The sequence below is a fragment of the Streptococcus sp. cx1 genome (genome assembly GCF_052384325.1).
Lineage (GTDB): Bacteria > Bacillota > Bacilli > Lactobacillales > Streptococcaceae > Streptococcus > Streptococcus salivarius_G.
Genome location: NZ_JBQSUN010000011.1, coordinates 1 through 16,883 on the forward strand (window position 1 = coordinate 1; position 16,883 = coordinate 16,883).

The 16,883-nt window shown below is 41.2% G+C and carries 12 protein-coding genes, 13 tRNA genes and 1 rRNA gene; 22 read left to right on the forward strand and 4 right to left on the reverse strand.

All coding sequences use genetic code 11. The features are described from left to right. Positions 1-10: 10 nt before the first annotated feature. From rrf to ACT170_RS10680, 18 genes are all read left to right on the forward strand, one after another. A 5S ribosomal RNA gene (rrf, locus tag ACT170_RS10595) occupies positions 11-126 on the forward strand. A 5-nt stretch (positions 127-131) separates the two neighbouring features. Beyond that, positions 132-204: transfer RNA gene (locus ACT170_RS10600), tRNA-Val, on the forward strand. 4 nt (positions 205-208) lie between these two features. Further along, positions 209-279 (forward strand) — tRNA-Gly (locus ACT170_RS10605). Positions 280-310: 31 nt separating this feature from the next. Then, positions 311-384: transfer RNA gene (locus tag ACT170_RS10610), tRNA-Ile, on the forward strand. Positions 385-390: 6 nt separating this feature from the next. Next, positions 391-462 (forward strand) — tRNA-Glu (locus ACT170_RS10615). A 9-nt stretch (positions 463-471) separates the two neighbouring features. Next, positions 472-561, forward strand: a tRNA-Ser gene (locus ACT170_RS10620). Between the two features lie 9 nt (positions 562-570). After that, positions 571-644: transfer RNA gene (locus tag ACT170_RS10625), tRNA-Met, on the forward strand. Positions 645-647: 3 nt separating this feature from the next. Next, positions 648-720, forward strand: a tRNA-Phe gene (locus ACT170_RS10630). A gap of 14 nt (positions 721-734) precedes the next feature. Beyond that, a tRNA-Tyr gene (locus ACT170_RS10635) sits at positions 735-815 on the forward strand. Between the two features lie 5 nt (positions 816-820). Then, positions 821-891: transfer RNA gene (locus tag ACT170_RS10640), tRNA-Trp, on the forward strand. An 11-nt stretch (positions 892-902) separates the two neighbouring features. Beyond that, positions 903-975 (forward strand) — tRNA-His (locus ACT170_RS10645). Positions 976-983: 8 nt separating this feature from the next. After that, positions 984-1,055: transfer RNA gene (locus tag ACT170_RS10650), tRNA-Gln, on the forward strand. Positions 1,056-1,064: 9 nt separating this feature from the next. Next, positions 1,065-1,148, forward strand: a tRNA-Leu gene (locus tag ACT170_RS10655). Positions 1,149-1,199: 51 nt separating this feature from the next. Next, on the forward strand, positions 1,200-5,594 hold the full coding sequence (locus ACT170_RS10660; protein ID WP_014633778.1) for a PolC-type DNA polymerase III: 4,395 nt from the start codon (positions 1,200-1,202) through the stop codon (positions 5,592-5,594). Positions 5,595-5,757: 163 nt separating this feature from the next. Further along, positions 5,758-6,999, forward strand: a complete 1,242-nt coding sequence (locus tag ACT170_RS10665) for an aminopeptidase (RefSeq protein ID WP_371482878.1) — start codon at positions 5,758-5,760, stop codon at positions 6,997-6,999. Positions 7,000-7,018: 19 nt separating this feature from the next. Further along, positions 7,019-7,249 (forward strand): GlsB/YeaQ/YmgE family stress response membrane protein, encoded by a 231-nt coding sequence (locus ACT170_RS10670; RefSeq protein WP_002889604.1) that lies wholly within the window; start codon positions 7,019-7,021, stop codon positions 7,247-7,249. 132 nt (positions 7,250-7,381) lie between these two features. Next, positions 7,382-7,810 carry a MarR family winged helix-turn-helix transcriptional regulator gene (locus ACT170_RS10675; RefSeq protein WP_195914802.1) on the forward strand — a complete coding sequence of 143 codons (429 nt, stop codon included), beginning with the start codon at positions 7,382-7,384 and terminating at the stop codon, positions 7,808-7,810. 87 nt (positions 7,811-7,897) lie between these two features. Beyond that, positions 7,898-8,443 carry an NAD(P)H-dependent oxidoreductase gene (locus tag ACT170_RS10680; RefSeq protein ID WP_155213431.1) on the forward strand — a complete coding sequence of 182 codons (546 nt, stop codon included), beginning with the start codon at positions 7,898-7,900 and terminating at the stop codon, positions 8,441-8,443. A gap of 87 nt (positions 8,444-8,530) precedes the next feature. Here the strand turns inward: ACT170_RS10680 and ACT170_RS10685 are convergent. From ACT170_RS10685 to ahpC, 3 genes are all read right to left on the reverse strand, one after another. Continuing rightward, positions 8,531-8,601, reverse strand: a tRNA-Cys gene (locus ACT170_RS10685). Positions 8,602-8,776: 175 nt separating this feature from the next. Continuing rightward, on the reverse strand, positions 8,777-10,309 hold the full coding sequence (gene ahpF / locus ACT170_RS10690; RefSeq protein ID WP_175060966.1) for an alkyl hydroperoxide reductase subunit F: 1,533 nt from the start codon (positions 10,307-10,309) through the stop codon (positions 8,777-8,779). Between the two features lie 16 nt (positions 10,310-10,325). Next, on the reverse strand, positions 10,326-10,886 hold the full coding sequence (gene ahpC / locus ACT170_RS10695; RefSeq protein WP_037599758.1) for an alkyl hydroperoxide reductase subunit C: 561 nt from the start codon (positions 10,884-10,886) through the stop codon (positions 10,326-10,328). A gap of 272 nt (positions 10,887-11,158) precedes the next feature. Here ahpC and rpsB point away from each other — a divergent pair, with 272 nt between their 5' ends. After that, entirely contained in the window at positions 11,159-11,926 is a 768-nt protein-coding gene (gene rpsB, locus ACT170_RS10700) for a 30S ribosomal protein S2 (protein ID WP_002886342.1), read from the forward strand. Positions 11,927-12,036: 110 nt separating this feature from the next. Beyond that, entirely contained in the window at positions 12,037-13,077 is a 1,041-nt protein-coding gene (gene tsf / locus ACT170_RS10705; RefSeq protein ID WP_002886343.1) for a translation elongation factor Ts, read from the forward strand. 106 nt (positions 13,078-13,183) lie between these two features. On the opposite strand, the gene ACT170_RS10710 is transcribed toward tsf, so the two are convergent. After that, a complete protein-coding gene (locus tag ACT170_RS10710) occupies positions 13,184-13,654 on the reverse strand; it encodes a COG2426 family protein (protein ID WP_004182164.1) in 471 nt (156 codons plus the stop codon). 317 nt (positions 13,655-13,971) lie between these two features. Between ACT170_RS10710 and ACT170_RS10715 the strand changes: the two genes are divergently transcribed. Next, positions 13,972-14,427, forward strand: a complete 456-nt coding sequence (locus ACT170_RS10715; protein ID WP_272126820.1) for a CtsR family transcriptional regulator — start codon at positions 13,972-13,974, stop codon at positions 14,425-14,427. After that, positions 14,428-16,878, forward strand: coding sequence for an ATP-dependent Clp protease ATP-binding subunit (locus ACT170_RS10720; RefSeq protein WP_371511101.1), 2,451 nt, complete (start codon positions 14,428-14,430; stop codon positions 16,876-16,878). The last annotated feature ends 5 nt before the right edge of the window (positions 16,879-16,883 follow it).

Consider the following 16,883-nt stretch of genomic DNA (forward strand, 5'->3'; position numbering starts at 1 on the left):
ATACTCAGAGTTAAGTGACGATAGCCTAGGAGATACACCTGTTCCCATGCCGAACACAGAAGTTAAGCCCTAGTACGCCTGATGTAGTTGGGGGTTGCCCCCTGTTAGATATGGTAGTCGCTTAGCGCATAGGGAGTTTAGCTCAGCTGGGAGAGCATCTGCCTTACAAGCAGAGGGTCAGCGGTTCGATCCCGTTAACTCCCATTAAGCGGGTGTAGTTTAGTGGTAAAACTACAGCCTTCCAAGCTGTTGTCGCGAGTTCGATTCTCGTCACCCGCTTTATTTGGATATTATAGCCAAGCATTTGCTTGGGCGCGTAGCTCAGATGGTTAGAGCGCACGCCTGATAAGCGTGAGGTCGGTGGTTCGATTCCACTCGTGCCCATTATATGGTCCGTTGGTCAAGGGGTTAAGACACCGCCTTTTCACGGCGGTAACACGGGTTCGAATCCCGTACGGACTATGTTTTTATGGAGGATTACCCAAGTCCGGCTGAAGGGAACGGTCTTGAAAACCGTCAGGCGTGTAAAAGCGTGCGTGGGTTCGAATCCCACATCCTCCTTATAATTAACGCGGGATGGAGCAGCTAGGTAGCTCGTCGGGCTCATAACCCGAAGGTCGTAGGTTCAAATCCTGCTCCCGCAATATGGCTCGGTAGCTCAGTTGGTAGAGCAATGGATTGAAGCTCCATGTGTCGGCGGTTCGATTCCGTCTCGCGCCATTTATTTATATTTTGGAAGGGTAGCGAAGAGGCTAAACGCGGCGGACTGTAAATCCGCTCCTTCGGGTTCGGGGGTTCGAATCCCTCCCCTTCCATAGTTACGGGCATAGTTTAAAGGTAGAACTAAGGTCTCCAAAACCTTCAGTGTGGGTTCAATTCCTACTGCCCGTGTTAGTAAAGTGGCGAATGTGGTGAAGTGGTTAACACATCAGATTGTGGCTCTGACATTCGGGGGTTCGATTCCCCTCATTCGCCTATATTTTTGGGGTATAGCCAAGCGGTAAGGCAAGGGACTTTGACTCCCTCATGCGTTGGTTCGAATCCAGCTACCCCAGTTATACTTTGCCGGCGTGGCGGAATTGGCAGACGCGCTGGACTCAAAATCCAGTGTCCGCAAGGACGTGCCGGTTCGACCCCGGCCGCCGGTATAAGTTACACTCCTTAAGGAGTGTTTTTTTGTCTATAGGAGTTTATTTTTTATGTCTGATAAATTTCAGCTTCTCTTAAAACAAATTCGTTTTCCTGAGGATCACGATGCGTTTAAAGAAATTAAAGATGGTTCTATCGAAACAGTAAAGCTATTTAAATCAAATCGCCAATGGTTCTTTGTTTTTTCTTTTCCTAGTGTTCTGTCTTATGAGTCTTTTGCTCTTTTTGATAGTTTACTTCACTCTTCTTTTAATTCTTTAGGTGCTAAAGCTTCTTTTGAGATTCGTTTAGTTTCTACTGCTTGCGATGATTCTTTACTTGGAGATTATTTTTCATATGCTTTAGATAGTTTAAAAGTGTCACACTTTTCTACTTATTCTTTATTCTCAAATCTAAAGGTTGAGATTTCGAATAATAGTATTTTTGTTAAAGCTCCAGAGCATATTATAAAGGAAAATGTACAGGATAGATTTATTTCTTTGATATCTAAATCACTTTCTCAAGTTGGTTTATCTGATGTATCCATTTCTGTTGTCGAAGATAAGGAAGCTTCATCTTCTTTAGAAGAGGCTTACCAAACAAATAAGGTTTCTTTACAAGAACAAGCTGAGTCTCAGGCTAGACAAGCACTTCAATCTATTCTTGAAAGTGCCCCAGCACCGAAATCTGTGACCGAACCATCACAAAATTTTGCTGAGAAACAAAGTCAACGTCAAGCTAGTTTTGATAAGGCTGAAATAACGCCAATGGTTGATATTAATTCTGAAGAGAATCGTGTTGTTTTTGAAGGATATATTTTTGATGTAGAGCAACGTGAAACTAAGACTGGTCGAATTATTATTAATTTTAAGGTAACTGATTATACCTCTAGTTTTGCTATGCAACGATGGGTCAAAGATAGTGATGAGCTCGCTAAGTTCGATATGATAAAAAAGGGGAACTGGGTTAGGGTTCGTGGCCGTATCGAGAATAATCCTTTCACTCATAGTCTGACTATGAATGTGCAAGATATTAAAGAAATTTCACATACTCCTCGTAAGGACTTGATGCCTGAGGGACAAAAGCGTGTGGAATTTCATGCGCATACCAACATGTCGACTATGGATGCAATGCCAACTGTTGAAGATCTTATTGATACAGCGGCTTCTTGGGGACATCCAGCAGTTGCCATTACTGACCATGCTAATGTTCAGAGTTTTCCTCATGGCTACCATAGGGCTAAGAAAGCTGGGATTAAGGCTATTTTTGGTCTTGAAGCCAATCTTGTTGAGGATAAAGTTCCTATTGTTTATAATTCCCAGAATTTGGAATTAAAAGAAGCAACTTATGTTGTATTTGACGTTGAGACAACGGGCTTGTCTGCTGTTCATAATGATTTGATTCAGATTGCGGCATCAAAAATGCATAAAGGTAATATTATTGAGCAATTTGATGAATTCATAGATCCAGGACATCCTCTTTCTGCATTTACTACTGAGTTGACCGGTATTACTGATAATCATGTTAAGGGTGCTAAACCTTTAGTGCAAGTTTTACAGGAGTTTCAAGAATTCTGTCAAGGAACTGTTCTAGTGGCCCATAATGCGACCTTTGACGTTGGTTTTATGAATGCCAATTACGAAAGACATCAGTTACCAACAATTTCACAACCGGTTATTGATACTTTAGAATTTGCACGAAATCTTTATCCTGAGTATAAGCGTCATGGTTTGGGGCCTTTGACGAAGCGGTTTGGTGTGGCTTTGGATCATCACCATATGGCCAATTATGATGCGGAAGCTACGGGCCGTTTGTTGTTTATCTTCATAAAAGATGTGTTTGATAAGCACGGTTTGACTAATCTAGAACAGTTGAATACGGAGTTGGTTTCTGAAGATTCGTATAAAAAGTCTCGTGTCAAACATGCGACGCTGTATGTTCAGAATCAAACTGGCTTGAAGAATATCTTTAAGTTGGTAAGTTTATCAAATGTCTCATACTTTGAGGGAGTAGCACGTATTCCTCGTACGGTCTTAGATGAGTATCGTGAGGGAATCATTGTAGGTTCTGCTTGTGCTGATGGTGAGGTTTTTGATACGCTTTTGTCTCACGGTATTGACAAGGCGGTTGAAGTTGCTAAATATTATGACTTTATTGAAGTTATGCCACCGGCAATTTATGCGCCCTTGATTGCAAAGGATTTAATCAAGGATGAGGCGGCTATAGAACAACTGATTAGAGATTTGATTGAAGTCGCTAATCGTCTGGACAAGCCTGTGCTGGCTACAGGAAATGTACACTATATCAACCCTGAGGATGCCATTTATCGTGAAATCATTGTTCGTGCTTTGGGACAAGGAGCCATGATTAATAGGCCAATTGGTAAGGGAGAAAATGCGAAACCTGCTCCTTTACCTGAAGCTCATTTTAGGACAACTAACGAGATGCTAGACGACTTTGCCTTTTTAGGAAAAGACTTAGCCTATGAAATTGTTGTAACTAATACGCAAGCTATGGCAGATCAAATTGAAGAGGTTGAGGTTGTTAAAAAAGACTTGTACACACCTTTTATTGATCGTGCGGAAGAACAGGTTGCGGAGATGACATATGCTAGAGCGTTTGAGCTCTATGGTAATCCTTTGCCTGATATTATTGACCTGCGAATTGAGAAAGAGTTGTCTTCAATTCTTGGTAATGGATTTGCCGTAATCTACCTGGCTTCGCAGATGCTAGTTAACCGTTCAAATGAACGTGGCTACCTAGTTGGTTCGCGTGGATCTGTCGGTTCTAGTTTTGTTGCGACGATGATTGGAATTACTGAGGTCAATCCGATGCCGCCACATTATCTCTGTCCTAATTGTCAACACTCAGAGTTCATTACAGATGGATCTTATGGATCTGGCTTCGATTTGCCTGATAAGGAATGTTCAGAATGTGGAACGGAATATAAAAAAGATGGTCAGGATATTCCTTTCGAGACCTTCCTAGGTTTTGATGGGGATAAGGTTCCTGATATCGATTTGAACTTCTCCGGTGATGATCAACCATCAGCCCACTTGGACGTTCGTGATATTTTTGGAGAGCAATATGCTTTTCGTGCCGGAACAGTAGGAACTGTTGCAGATCGGACGGCTTATGGTTTTGTTAAAGGTTACGAACGTGATTACAATAAGTTTTACCGTGATGCCGAGGTCGATCGTTTAGCCATGGGGGCTGCGGGTGTTAAGCGAAACACAGGTCAGCACCCGGGTGGTATTGTTGTTATTCCAAATTATATGGATGTCTATGATTTCACACCTGTTCAATATCCGGCTGATGATGTAACGGCTGCCTGGCAGACGACTCACTTTAACTTCCACGATATCGATGAGAACGTGTTGAAGCTTGATATTCTGGGACATGATGATCCGACTATGATTCGTAAGTTGCAGGATTTATCAGGAATTGATCCAAAAGATATTCGAGCAGATGATCCAGATGTAATGAAACTTTTTTCAGGGACTGATATTTTAGGGGTAACACCTGAACAGATTGGGACACCAACGGGAATGTTGGGAATCCCTGAGTTTGGGACTAACTTTGTTCGTGGTATGGTCGACGAGACGCATCCGACGACCTTTGCGGAACTCTTACAGTTATCTGGATTGTCCCACGGAACAGACGTTTGGTTAGGTAATGCACAAGATTTGATTAAGGAAGGTATCGCCACTCTGAAAACAGTTATCGGTTGTCGTGATGATATCATGGTATACCTAATGCATGCGGGATTAGATCCTAAGATGGCCTTCACGATCATGGAACGTGTGCGTAAGGGGATGTGGTTGAAGATTTCCGAAGAAGAGCGTAATGGCTATATTCAAGCCATGCGTGAAAATAATGTTCCAGACTGGTACATTGAATCTTGTGGTAAAATCAAGTACATGTTCCCTAAAGCCCATGCGGCAGCCTACGTTATGATGGCCCTACGTGTAGCTTATTTCAAAGTGCACCATCCTATTTATTACTATTGTGCCTACTTCTCGATTCGAGCTAAAGCATTTGAGCTTAAGACGATGTCTGCGGGTCTTGATGCTGTTAAAGCTCGAATGGAAGATATTAAGGAGAAGCGCCAACGAAATGAAGCGACTAATGTTGAAAATGACTTATTTACAACGCTTGAAATTGTCAATGAAATGTTAGAACGTGGCTTTACCTTTGGTCAGTTGGATCTTTATAAGAGTCAGGCAACTGAATTTCTGATTGAAGGAGATACTTTGATTCCACCGTTTATTGCACTTGAAGGTTTGGGTGAGAACGTTGCTAAGCAAGTGGTTGCTGCGCGTGAAGAAGGTGAATTCCTTTCCAAGACAGAATTGCGTAAACGAGGAGGCCTATCATCAACCTTGGTTGAAAAATTGGATGAAATGGGCATCCTAGGAAATATGCCAGAAGATAATCAATTAAGTCTTTTTGATGATTTCTTTTAATGGCTGAAGAGAATTGTCATCAACTTTGAGAGAATGGAGTCAGTCTCCGTTCTCTTTTTGTTTAGGGGGCTGCATGTGATGCTAAAAAGCCAAAGCTGAGAGGAAACCTTTTTCTTCGTCTTATGGTATACTGATAGAAAATTATAGTTTCAAGGAGTTAATCATGGTTTTACCAAATTTTAAAGAAAATCTTGAGAAATATGCTAAATTACTGGTTGCTAATGGGATTAATGTGCAACCTGGTCACACAGTGGCCTTGAGCATTGATGTAGAACAAGCAGAGCTAGCACACCTCTTAGTTAAAGAAGCCTATGCTTTAGGAGCAGCTGAGGTAATCGTTCAATGGTCAGATGATATTATTAATCGCGAGCGCTTCCTGCATGCTGATATGGACCGCATCGAAGCGGTTCCTGCCTATAAAAAAGCTGAAATGGAATATTTGTTAGCCAAGAAGGCAAGTCGCTTAGGCGTTCGTTCATCAGATCCAGGTGCCCTTAATGGTGTAGCTCCTGAACGTTTATCTGCTCATGCTAAAGCTACTGGGGTGGCCTTTAAACCTATGCAGGTGGCAACTCAGTCTAATAAGGTTAGTTGGACTGTAGCTGCTGCAGCTGGTAAGGAATGGGCTAAGAAGGTCTTTCCTAATGCTTCGAGTGATGAGGAAGCTGTAGATTTACTTTGGGACCAAATTTTCAAGACCTGTCGTGTTTATGAAGAGGATCCTGTACGTGCCTGGAAGGAACATGCTGACCGTTTGGATGCTAAAGCACGCCTACTCAATGAGGCACAATTCTCAGCCTTACACTACCAAGCACCTGGAACAGATTTGACTCTAGGATTGCCTAAAAACCATGTTTGGGAGTCTGCAGGTGCCATTAATGCGCAAGGTGAAGGTTTCCTTCCTAATATGCCAACAGAAGAGGTCTTTACGGCACCAGATTTTCGTCGTGCAGATGGTTATGTCTCAAGCACAAAGCCTCTAAGCTACAATGGTAATATTATTGAGGGAATCAAGGTAACCTTCAAAGATGGTGAAATTGTAGATATCACAGCGGATCAAGGTGATGAAGTGATGAAGAATCTCGTCTTCAACAATAATGGAGCGCGTGCTCTAGGTGAATGTGCTTTGGTTCCAGATCCAAGTCCTATTTCACAGTCAGGCATCACTTTCTTTAACACTCTTTTTGATGAGAATGCATCCAACCACCTAGCTATTGGAGCAGCCTATGCTACCAGTGTTGAGGGAGGGGCAGACATGACAGAAGAGGTGCTTAAGGAAGCTGGTCTTAATCGTTCTGATGTACACGTAGATTTTATGATTGGTTCAAATCAAATGGATATTGATGGTATCCGCCAAGATGGTAGTCGTGTACCAATCTTCCGAAATGGGGATTGGGTAATCTAAGTATGATGGAGAATTTATCATGATTGGAAGTATGATAGTTGGTTTTCTAATTGGCCTTATTGCCTCTGCTATATCAAATAGGGGTGAACGTATGGGCTGTATTGGCAAGACCTTTGTTGGATGGCTAGGTGCTTTTGTTGGTCAGCTTCTTTTTGGAAATTGGGGACCGATGTTAGCAGATACTGCTATAGTCCCTTCGGTGCTAGGTGCTGTTATCTTATTAGCCCTTTTTTGGAATCGTAATAGTTAGAAATGAAAGAGTTCTGAGGTATTGGTTAGATATCTAAGGACTCTTTTTTCTTATTTTTTCATTTTCATATACCACTTTTAGAAAAACTGTGGTAGAGTAATAAAAACAGCATCTATTTGGAAAGGACTAGAAATGAGCGACTTAGATAAAAATATGGCTGTAAAAAGTATGGTAGTTATGCGTAAGGCTTTTCGTACCATCGATGCCAAGGTTTCTGAGACCTTTAAAGAATTTAATTTGACACCAACTCAATTTGGAGTCATGGACGTGCTAAATGCCAAAGGACGTATGAAGATTGGCGAATTAATTGATTGCATGCTTGCTACCTCCGGTAATATGACTGTCGTCATTAAAAATATGGAGAAAAAAGGCTGGCTGACGCGAGAAGCCTGCCAAACAGATAAGCGTGCTTTCGAGGTTGATTTGACGGATGAGGGACGTCGTATTATTCAAGCAGCAATCCCCCCACATCAGCGAGCTATTGAGGAGACTTTTTCCGTTCTGACACTTGAAGAGCAAGCACAGTTGGTAGAGCTACTGAAAAAATTTAAGAATGTCTGAGCATATTTCTTTATATTTCTAATGAAATTGCATATATTACTATGTAGTACTAATTATTAATTGTTAGAAATACAAAGGAAATGTATCATGAAAAACATTCTATTTATCGTTGGGTCTCTTCGTAAGGGATCATTTAACCACCAATTAGCAGAAGAAGCTGAGAAAATGCTAGCTGATAAAGCTAATGTTTCTTATCTTGACTATAGTCAAGTACCTGTTTTTAATCAGGATTTAGAAAGTCCGGTTCTTCCTGTTTTGGCAGAAGTTCGAGAGCAGGTCTTGGCAGCAGATGCAATCTGGATTTTCTCACCGGTTTATAATTTCTCAATTCCTGGGCCAGTGAAAAATTTGCTTGACTGGTTGAGCCGCGCCCTTGACCTATCAGATCCTTCAGGACCATCAGCTCTTCAAGATAAGATTGTAACCGTGTCATCAGTTGCTAATGGTGGTCACAATCAACTTTTTGATGTCTACAAAGAATTGTTACCATTTATCCGTACGCAAGTGGTTGGTGATTTTACAGCGACACGTGTAAATGATACAGCCTGGGTGGATGGAAAATTCGTAGCAACAGCAGAAGTTCTTGAAAGCCTTCAGACTCAAGCGGAGGTTTTGATTGAAGCCATTAAATAAGAATAATGAATACCCGAGGTATCTAGCTTCGGGTATTTTTATATGCAACAATGAAAAAAGACACCCTAAGGTGTCCTCGTATTATGAAGGCGGTAGACGGATTTGAACCGACGATCAAGCTTTTGCAGAGCCGTGCCTTACCACTTGGCTATACCGCCATAACAGATACCATTCTATCGAAAAAACAAAGATTCGTCAAGTCTCTTTCATCAAATTGGCTGGTTGATTGTTCAAACTGCCTATTTACAAGAAATATAAAGAGGCTGAAAGACATTCAACCTCTTTATGTTTCTTGTAATTGTTGTAGATAGATTACTAACACGTATGTTTTGATTATTGTCTAATCAAGTAATCAAAGGCTCCGATAGCAGCTGTAGCACCAGATCCCATGGAAATAATGATTTGTTTGTAGGCGCTGTCAGTACAGTCACCTGCGGCAAAAATACCAGGGATATTTGTTGAACAAAATTTATCAACGATAATTTCTTGGCGTTCATTGAGTTCAATACCACTGTCTTTGAGCCAAGCAGTACTTGGTACAAGACCAATTTGGACAAAGACACCTTCAAGATCAAGATGTTTTTCTTCGTTTGTATCACGCTCAACGTAACTCAAACCAGTCACATGATCTTGACCAAGAATTTCTTTGGTTGCAACGTTCTTAAGAATGGTTAGATTATCAGTTTTAGCAGCTCGTTCTTGTAAGACTTGATCTGCCTTTAATTCAGGCAAGAACTCTAAGACTGTAACGTGTTTAGTAATACCCGCTAAATCCAAAGCAGCTTCCAAACCTGAGTTACCACCACCGATAACAGCAACATCTTTTCCTTCAAATAGAGGACCATCGCAGTGTGGACAGTAAGTAACCCCTTTATTGCGGAATTCATCTTCACCAGGAACGTTGATATTACGCCATTTGGCTCCGAGAGCTAGGATAGCCGTTTTAGATTTTAAAACGGCACCGTTAGCCAGTGTCACTTCAATAAGTTCTTTCTTCTCAATGCCAGTAGCTAATTGACTTTTGATGATATCAACATTGTAAGATTTTGTATGCTCTTCAACTTGGGCCATTAACTTAGGACCTTCTGTATATAGCGTACCAATCATGTTCTCAATACCAACTGTCTCGATAACTTGCCCACCAAAAGTTTCTGCTAAAAGCCCAGTTTTAAGCCCTTTACGAGCAGCGTAAATTGCAGCACTGTTTCCAGCAGGACCACCACCAATAACCAAAACATCATAGACACCTTTACCAGCGAAAGCCTCAGCTTCAAGTGGTCCGTCCAACTTTTCTACAAGCTGTTCAATGGTTGCACGACCAGAAGTAAATTCTTCTTGGTCTTTGTAAACCGTAGGAACAGACATGATACCTTTGGCTTTGACCTCATCTTGATACATACCACCTTCAATCATGGTGTGGGTGATATTGGGGTTTAAAACAGCCATTATATTAAAGGCTTGAACAACGTCTGGACAATTGTGACAGGTTAGTGAAACATAAGTTTCTAAATCGATGGGTTTATCAATCTTCTTGATACGTTCGATAGTGTCATCATCAACTTTAGGTGGACGACCAGAAACTTGTAAGAGAGCTAAAATGAAAGATGTGAATTCGTGGCCCATTGGTAAGCCTGAGAAAATAACACGACTTTTTTTCCCTTTTTGTGCAATACCAAAACTAGGTTGACGTTTTAAATGTGTTGATTCAAGACTAATGCGGTCAGACATAGCGACAATCTCGTCTAGAAATTCTTTTACTTTACGAGAATTATCATCATCCCCTAAATCTGTTTGTAATACAATATCAGATTCTAGTAAATTTAAATACTGCGCTAATTGTGTCTTGATTTCTTTATCTAAGACCATGGATACCCCCTGGTTGTTAAATTTTACCTACAAGATCTAAGCTAGGAGTAAGTGTTTCAGCTCCTTCTTTCCATTTGGCTGGACAAACTTCACCTGGATGTTGACGAATATATTGAGCAGCACGGACTTTATCAACAAGAGTACTTGCATCGCGTCCAATACCATCAGCGTTAATTTCCATCATTTGGATAACACCATCTGGATCAATAATGAATGTACCACGTTGTGCGAGACCATCTTGTCCAAGAACATCAAAACCTTGTGAGATGTGGTGTGAAGGATCCCCAATCATAGGATAAGTAATAGTTCCAACAACATCTGAGTCATCATGCCAAGCTTTGTGAACAAAGTGAGTATCGGTAGAGACAGAGTAAACCTCTACACCAAGAGATTTAAGAGCTTCATATTGTTCTTGAAGGTCACCGAGTTCAGTTGGGCAGACAAATGAAAAATCTGCAGGATAGAAGCAGAAGACCGCCCATTTACCTTTAACATCTTCATCTGTAACAGTAATGAATTCCCCGTTGTGATAAGCCTGTGCTGAAAATTCAATAATTTCTTTTCCGACTAATGACAAAATAATGTCCTCCTCTATTTTTAATAGCCTAATTATAAACGAAATACTCATCAACCTCAAAGAAAACGATTGCAATTTTAATGAGAGGGAGATTTTTCTAATGGTCAGACTGATTTTAGAGCTTGTCAAATATCACTTTTTTTGATAAACTATTATAGTTGCGTAAAGTGACAAATACTCATTCTAAGCCGATTGTGGTCTTGTTGCCGCAGGGTGGGACTGCAAGTCTAAAGCTTAGAAGAGGAAAAAACAATTTTTAAGGAGAAATACTCATGGCAGTAATTTCAATGAAACAACTTCTTGAGGCTGGTGTTCACTTCGGTCACCAAACTCGTCGCTGGAATCCTAAGATGGCTAAGTACATCTTCACAGAACGTAACGGAATCCACGTTATTGACTTGCAACAAACTGTAAAAATGGCTGATACAGCTTACGAATTCGTTCGTGAAGCAGCAGCTAACGATGCAGTAATCTTGTTCGTTGGTACTAAAAAACAAGCAGCTGAAGCAGTAGCTGAAGAAGCAACTCGTGCTGGTCAATACTACATCAACCACCGTTGGTTGGGTGGTACTCTTACAAACTGGGATACTATCCAAAAACGTATCGCTCGTTTGAAAGAAATCAAACAAATGGAAGCTGATGGAACTTTCGAAGTTCTTCCTAAGAAAGAAGTTGCACTTCTTAACAAACAACGTGCACGTCTTGAAAAATTCTTGGGTGGTATCGAAGATATGCCTCGCATTCCAGATGTAATCTACATCGTTGACCCACACAAAGAACAAATCGCTGTTAAAGAAGCTAAAAAACTTGGTATCCCAGTTGTAGCGATGGTTGATACAAACGCTGATCCAGATGAGATCGATGTAATCATCCCAGCTAACGATGACGCTATCCGTGCCGTTAAATTGATCACTTCAAAAATGGCTGATGCTATCATCGAAGGTAACCAAGGTGAAGATGCTTCTGCAGATTTCCAAGAAGCAGCTGCAGCTGATTCGATCGAAGAAATCGTTGAAGTTGTCGAAGGTGACAACAACTAATCTTTAAGATTGGTTAGGGCTATATGCCCACTTAAGATACGACAAACACCTAAGGGGCGGGGCTCAGCCCTGCCCCTTAGTTTGATAAAATAAATTTGGAGAAAAACAAAATGGCAGAAATTACAGCTAAACTTGTTAAAGAATTGCGTGAAAAATCTGGTGCTGGTGTCATGGACGCTAAAAAAGCATTGGTTGAAGTTGAAGGTGATATCGAAAAAGCGATTGAATTGCTTCGCGAAAAAGGTATGGCTAAAGCAGCTAAGAAAGCTGATCGTGTTGCAGCTGAAGGTTTGACTGGTGTTTACGTTAACGGTAACGTTGCAGCAGTTGTTGAAGTTAACGCTGAAACTGACTTCGTTGCGAAGAACGCTCAATTCGTTGAGTTGGTAAACGAAACAGCTAAAGTAATTGCTGAAGGTAAACCAGCTAACAACGAAGAAGCACTTGCATTGACTATGCCTTCAGGTGAAACTCTTGAAGCTGCATACGTAACTGCTACAGCTACTATCGGTGAAAAGATTTCATTCCGTCGTTTTGCAGTTGTTGAGAAAACTGATGCACAACACTTCGGAGCTTACCAACATAACGGTGGACGTATCGGTGTTGTTTCAGTTATCGAAGGTGGAGATGATGCTCTTGCAAAACAAATCTCAATGCACATCGCAGCGATGAAACCAACTGTTCTTTCATACACTGAATTGGATGAACAATTTGTTAAAGATGAATTGGCACAACTTAACCACGCTATCGATCAAGATAACGAAAGCCGTGCAATGGTTAACAAACCAGCTCTTCCACACCTTAAATATGGTTCTAAAGCTCAATTGACTGATGCTGTTCTTGCTCAAGCTGAAGAAGATATCAAAGCTGAGTTGGCTGCTGAAGGTAAACCAGAAAAAATCTGGGATAAAATCATCCCAGGTAAAATGGACCGCTTCTTGCTTGACAACACTAAAGTTGACCAAGCTTACACTCTTCTTGCTCAAGTTTACATCATGGACGACAGCAAAACAGTTGAAGCTTACCTTGAATCAGTAAACGCTTCAGTAGTAGAATTCGTTCGCTTTGAAGTTGGTGAAGGTATCGAAAAAGCATCTAACGACTTTGAATCAGAAGTTGCAGCTACAATGGCAGCAGCTCTTAACAACTAATTCTAGTTGCTAGATAAAAAGAAAAGAAGTTACGTGAATGAATCGTAGCTTCTTTTTTTGTTGCTATTAAAAAACGTCTGAGCATGCCCAGACGTTGAAAAAGTAATTAATGAGCGAAGGTATTTACACCAAGTAGAAGAGAGAGTGTTCCCATGATGATACCTGCAAGGATAACCCCAAGCATAACAGCAATAACACTACGTTTAAAGTCCCAATCTAGGATAGATGCTGCTAGGGTACCAGTCCAAGCTCCTGTTCCTGGAAGCGGAATTCCCACAAAAAGTAGAAGGGCCCAGAAGACACCCTTATCTCCAGCAGCTTTTTCAAGTTTTTGGCCACCACTGTGACCTTTTTTAAGACACCAGGTAAAGAAGCCACCAATTAGAGGTTTATCTGCCCCCCATTCGAGGACACGGCGGGCGAAGAAGAAGATAATTGGAACTGGAATCATGTTCCCAATGACACAAAGAATTAGGGCTTGCCACCAAGGGATACCTGAGGCGATAGCAACAGGAACGGCTCCACGGAGCTCAACCAAAGGAATCATAGAGATTAAGAGTGCAATGATGTATTTCATGAGTAACCTTTCATAGGGGAATAAAATAAGAGATAAGACTCAAAATGACATGAGCTTTATCGAGAGTGATAAGACTAATACTACTGCAAAAGTGCTAAAAAGTACTTGTTGGATTAGGTGGGTCTCAGCCTGTCAAAGTGGATAGAAAATTTGAATCAAACACCTTAAGTTACCTAATATTTTAGTCTTATTTATTGTATCTTATATGGTCTCTAATGACAACTTTAAAAAGCTTTTTGAAGGTATAGTTTCCCATGAGCTGACATTTTTGGTATAATAATAGTCAGTTATAGTCAAATTAGACTGGAGGAATTAAGATGGCAAGAAATACATCAGATAGTATAGAAGAATATATTAAAGAATTGCTGGGCCAGTCTGGAATTGCTGAGATTCAACGCTCGAACTTAGCAGATACTTTTCAAGTTGTACCGAGTCAGATTAACTATGTTATTAAGACTCGTTTTACAGAAAGTCGTGGTTATATTGTTGAGAGTAAACGTGGAGGTGGCGGTTATATTCGTATCGTCAAGGTCAGATTCTCCGACAAGCACCACATGATTAATGATTTGCTTCAGAACTTGGCAGATAAGCTCAGCGAGCAGGTATTTACAGACTTGATTCAGTTGCTTTTTGATGAAAAAATCATCACTGAACGTGAGGGAAATTTGATTTTAGCAACTGCTAGTGATGATGTTTTAGGCGAAGATGCGGCTGCTATTCGTTCGCGTATTCTACGCTCGCTATTACTTAGATTGGATAGAAAAGGAAATTAGATGACGACATATTCAAGAAAAATGCAGGCTATTTTCCATCGTGCTCAGCTTGAGGCAGAGCGTTTTGGAAGTCCTTTCTTGGAGACTTGGCATGTGCTTCTGGCTATGGTTGAGGTTCCAGGATCTGTAGCCTACCTAACATTTACTGATTTTGAGGACCGTATTCGTGCGGAAGAGATTGAGACCGCTGCTGTACTAGCGATGGAGAAAAGTCCAAAAGACTTGTCTGAATCAGATGTTATCGATTTACGTGCACAGTCGCATGCTTTAGAGGCTATGTTGCAAGAGGCAGAGGGAATTGCTGGTGTGACTGGTGCTGTAGAGGTAGGTTCTGAACATGTATTGATGGCCTTCCTTCTTCATAAGGATTTGATGGTTTGTCGTCTCCTTGAAGTTGCTGGTTTTCAATATAAGGATGACAGCGATAAGCCTCGCATTATCGATTTACGACGTTCTTTGGAGCGTTACGCAGGTCTTAGTAAGCAAGATTTGAAGGCCATTCATGACCTTCGTAAGCCTAAAAAGTCAAAGGCATCAGGGAATTTTGCTAATATGATGCAGCCTCCTCAATCTTCTACTGGGGAACTGTCAGATTATACCAAGGACTTAACGGCAGTAGCCGAGTCAGGTGCTCTTGATCCTGTTATTGGACGTGAGAAAGAAATTTCACGCATGATTCAGGTTTTGAGTCGTAAAACGAAGAATAACCCAGTTCTTGTGGGTGAAGCAGGTGTTGGTAAAACGGCACTTGCGCTTGGCTTGGCACAACGTATTGCTTCAGGCGAAGTACCTTTTGAGTTGGCTGATATGCGTATCTTAGAGCTTGATATGATGAGTGTGGTTGCAGGAACACGTTTCCGTGGCGATTTCGAAGAACGTATGAATCAAATCATCGATGAGATTGAAGCTGATGGAAAAATCATTCTCTTTATTGACGAATTGCATACGATTATCGGTTCTGGTTCAGGTATTGATAGTACCTTAGATGCAGCGAATATTTTGAAACCCGCTCTAGCACGTGGAACTCTTCATATGGTTGGAGCAACTACTCAAGCTGAGTACCAGAAGCATATTGAAAAAGATGCAGCTCTTTCTCGCCGTTTTGCTAAGATTACAATTGAGGAGCCAAGTGTAGCTGAGGCGATTGATATTCTAAAAGGCCTACGTTCGTCTTATGAAGACTATCATCGTGTAACGATTACTGATGAGGCAGTTGAGACAGCAGTCAAGGCAGCCCACCGTTATTTGACGAGTAAAAACTTACCCGACTCTGCCATTGATCTTTTAGATGAAGCGAGTGCAACTGTTCAAGGTCGTATCAAAAAAGAAGCCAAACGTGAGATAACGCCTTTGGATGAAGCACTTCTATCTGGTGATATGAAGGCTGCTGTTAAACAATATAAGGCTAGCCAAAAAGCAAAATTACCAAAACCTGCCTTGGTAGATGCAGATCAGATTATGCAAACCCTTAGTCGTCTATCAGGTATTCCTGTTGAGAAGATAACACAGGCAGATAGCAAGCGTTACTTGAATCTGGAAGCAGAGCTTCACAAACGTGTTATTGGTCAAGATGAAGCAGTTTCAGCCATTAGTCGTGCTATTCGTCGTAACCAGTCAGGTATTCGTACTGGAAAACGTCCAATTGGTTCCTTTATGTTCCTTGGACCTACTGGTGTTGGTAAGACAGAATTGGCCAAGGCTTTGGCGGAAGTTCTCTTTGATGATGAGTCAGCTTTGCTTCGCTTTGACATGTCAGAATACATGGAAAAATTTGCGGCTAGCCGACTTAATGGTGCTCCTCCAGGTTATGTTGGATATGATGAGGGTGGTGAATTAACAGAGAAAGTTCGCAATAAGCCTTACTCAGTTCTCCTCTTTGACGAGGTGGAAAAGGCTCACCCAGATATTTTCAACATCCTCTTACAAGTTTTGGATGATGGTGTCTTGACGGATAGTCGAGGTCGTAAAGTTGACTTCTCAAATACCATTATCATTATGACTTCGAACTTGGGAGCGACTGCTCTTCGTGATGATAAGACTGTTGGTTTTGGTGCTCAAGACATTTCTCATAATCACCAAGCAATGCAGTCACGTATTATGGAAGAACTTAAGAAGGCCTACCGTCCAGAGTTTATCAACCGTATTGATGAGAAGGTTGTCTTCCATAGTCTAGAGGAAGAACAACTTCGCGAGATTGTCAAGATTATGGTGAAACCGTTGGTATCAGCTTTGGCTGAAAAAGGGATTGACTTGAAATTCCAACCAGCTGCTCTCAAGCATTTAGCTAAAGATGGCTATGATGTTGAGATGGGTGCTCGTCCGTTACGTCGTACGATTCAAACTCAAGTGGAGGACAAGTTATCTGAGCTCTTACTAGGTGGCCAAGTGGTTAGTGGACAAACCCTTAAAATCGGCTGCTCGAAAGATAAATTAACCTTTACAGTAGTGTAAAAATC

Bases quoted from the DNA above. Each gene is read 5' to 3' on its own strand.
- ACT170_RS10660 (WP_014633778.1), top strand. From the start codon at position 1,200: ATGTCTGATAAATTTCAGCTTCTCTTAAAACAAATTCGTTTTCCTGAG.
- ACT170_RS10665 (WP_371482878.1), top strand. From the start codon at position 5,758: ATGGTTTTACCAAATTTTAAAGAAAATCTTGAGAAATATGCTAAATTA.
- ACT170_RS10670 (WP_002889604.1), top strand. From the start codon at position 7,019: ATGATTGGAAGTATGATAGTTGGTTTTCTAATTGGCCTTATTGCCTCT.
- ACT170_RS10675 (WP_195914802.1), top strand. From the start codon at position 7,382: ATGAGCGACTTAGATAAAAATATGGCTGTAAAAAGTATGGTAGTTATG.
- ACT170_RS10680 (WP_155213431.1), top strand. From the start codon at position 7,898: ATGAAAAACATTCTATTTATCGTTGGGTCTCTTCGTAAGGGATCATTT.
- ahpF (WP_175060966.1), bottom strand. From the start codon at position 10,309: ATGGTCTTAGATAAAGAAATCAAGACACAATTAGCGCAGTATTTAAAT.
- rpsB (WP_002886342.1), top strand. From the start codon at position 11,159: ATGGCAGTAATTTCAATGAAACAACTTCTTGAGGCTGGTGTTCACTTC.
- tsf (WP_002886343.1), top strand. From the start codon at position 12,037: ATGGCAGAAATTACAGCTAAACTTGTTAAAGAATTGCGTGAAAAATCT.
- ACT170_RS10710 (WP_004182164.1), bottom strand. From the start codon at position 13,654: ATGAAATACATCATTGCACTCTTAATCTCTATGATTCCTTTGGTTGAG.
- ACT170_RS10715 (WP_272126820.1), top strand. From the start codon at position 13,972: ATGGCAAGAAATACATCAGATAGTATAGAAGAATATATTAAAGAATTG.
- ACT170_RS10720 (WP_371511101.1), top strand. From the start codon at position 14,428: ATGACGACATATTCAAGAAAAATGCAGGCTATTTTCCATCGTGCTCAG.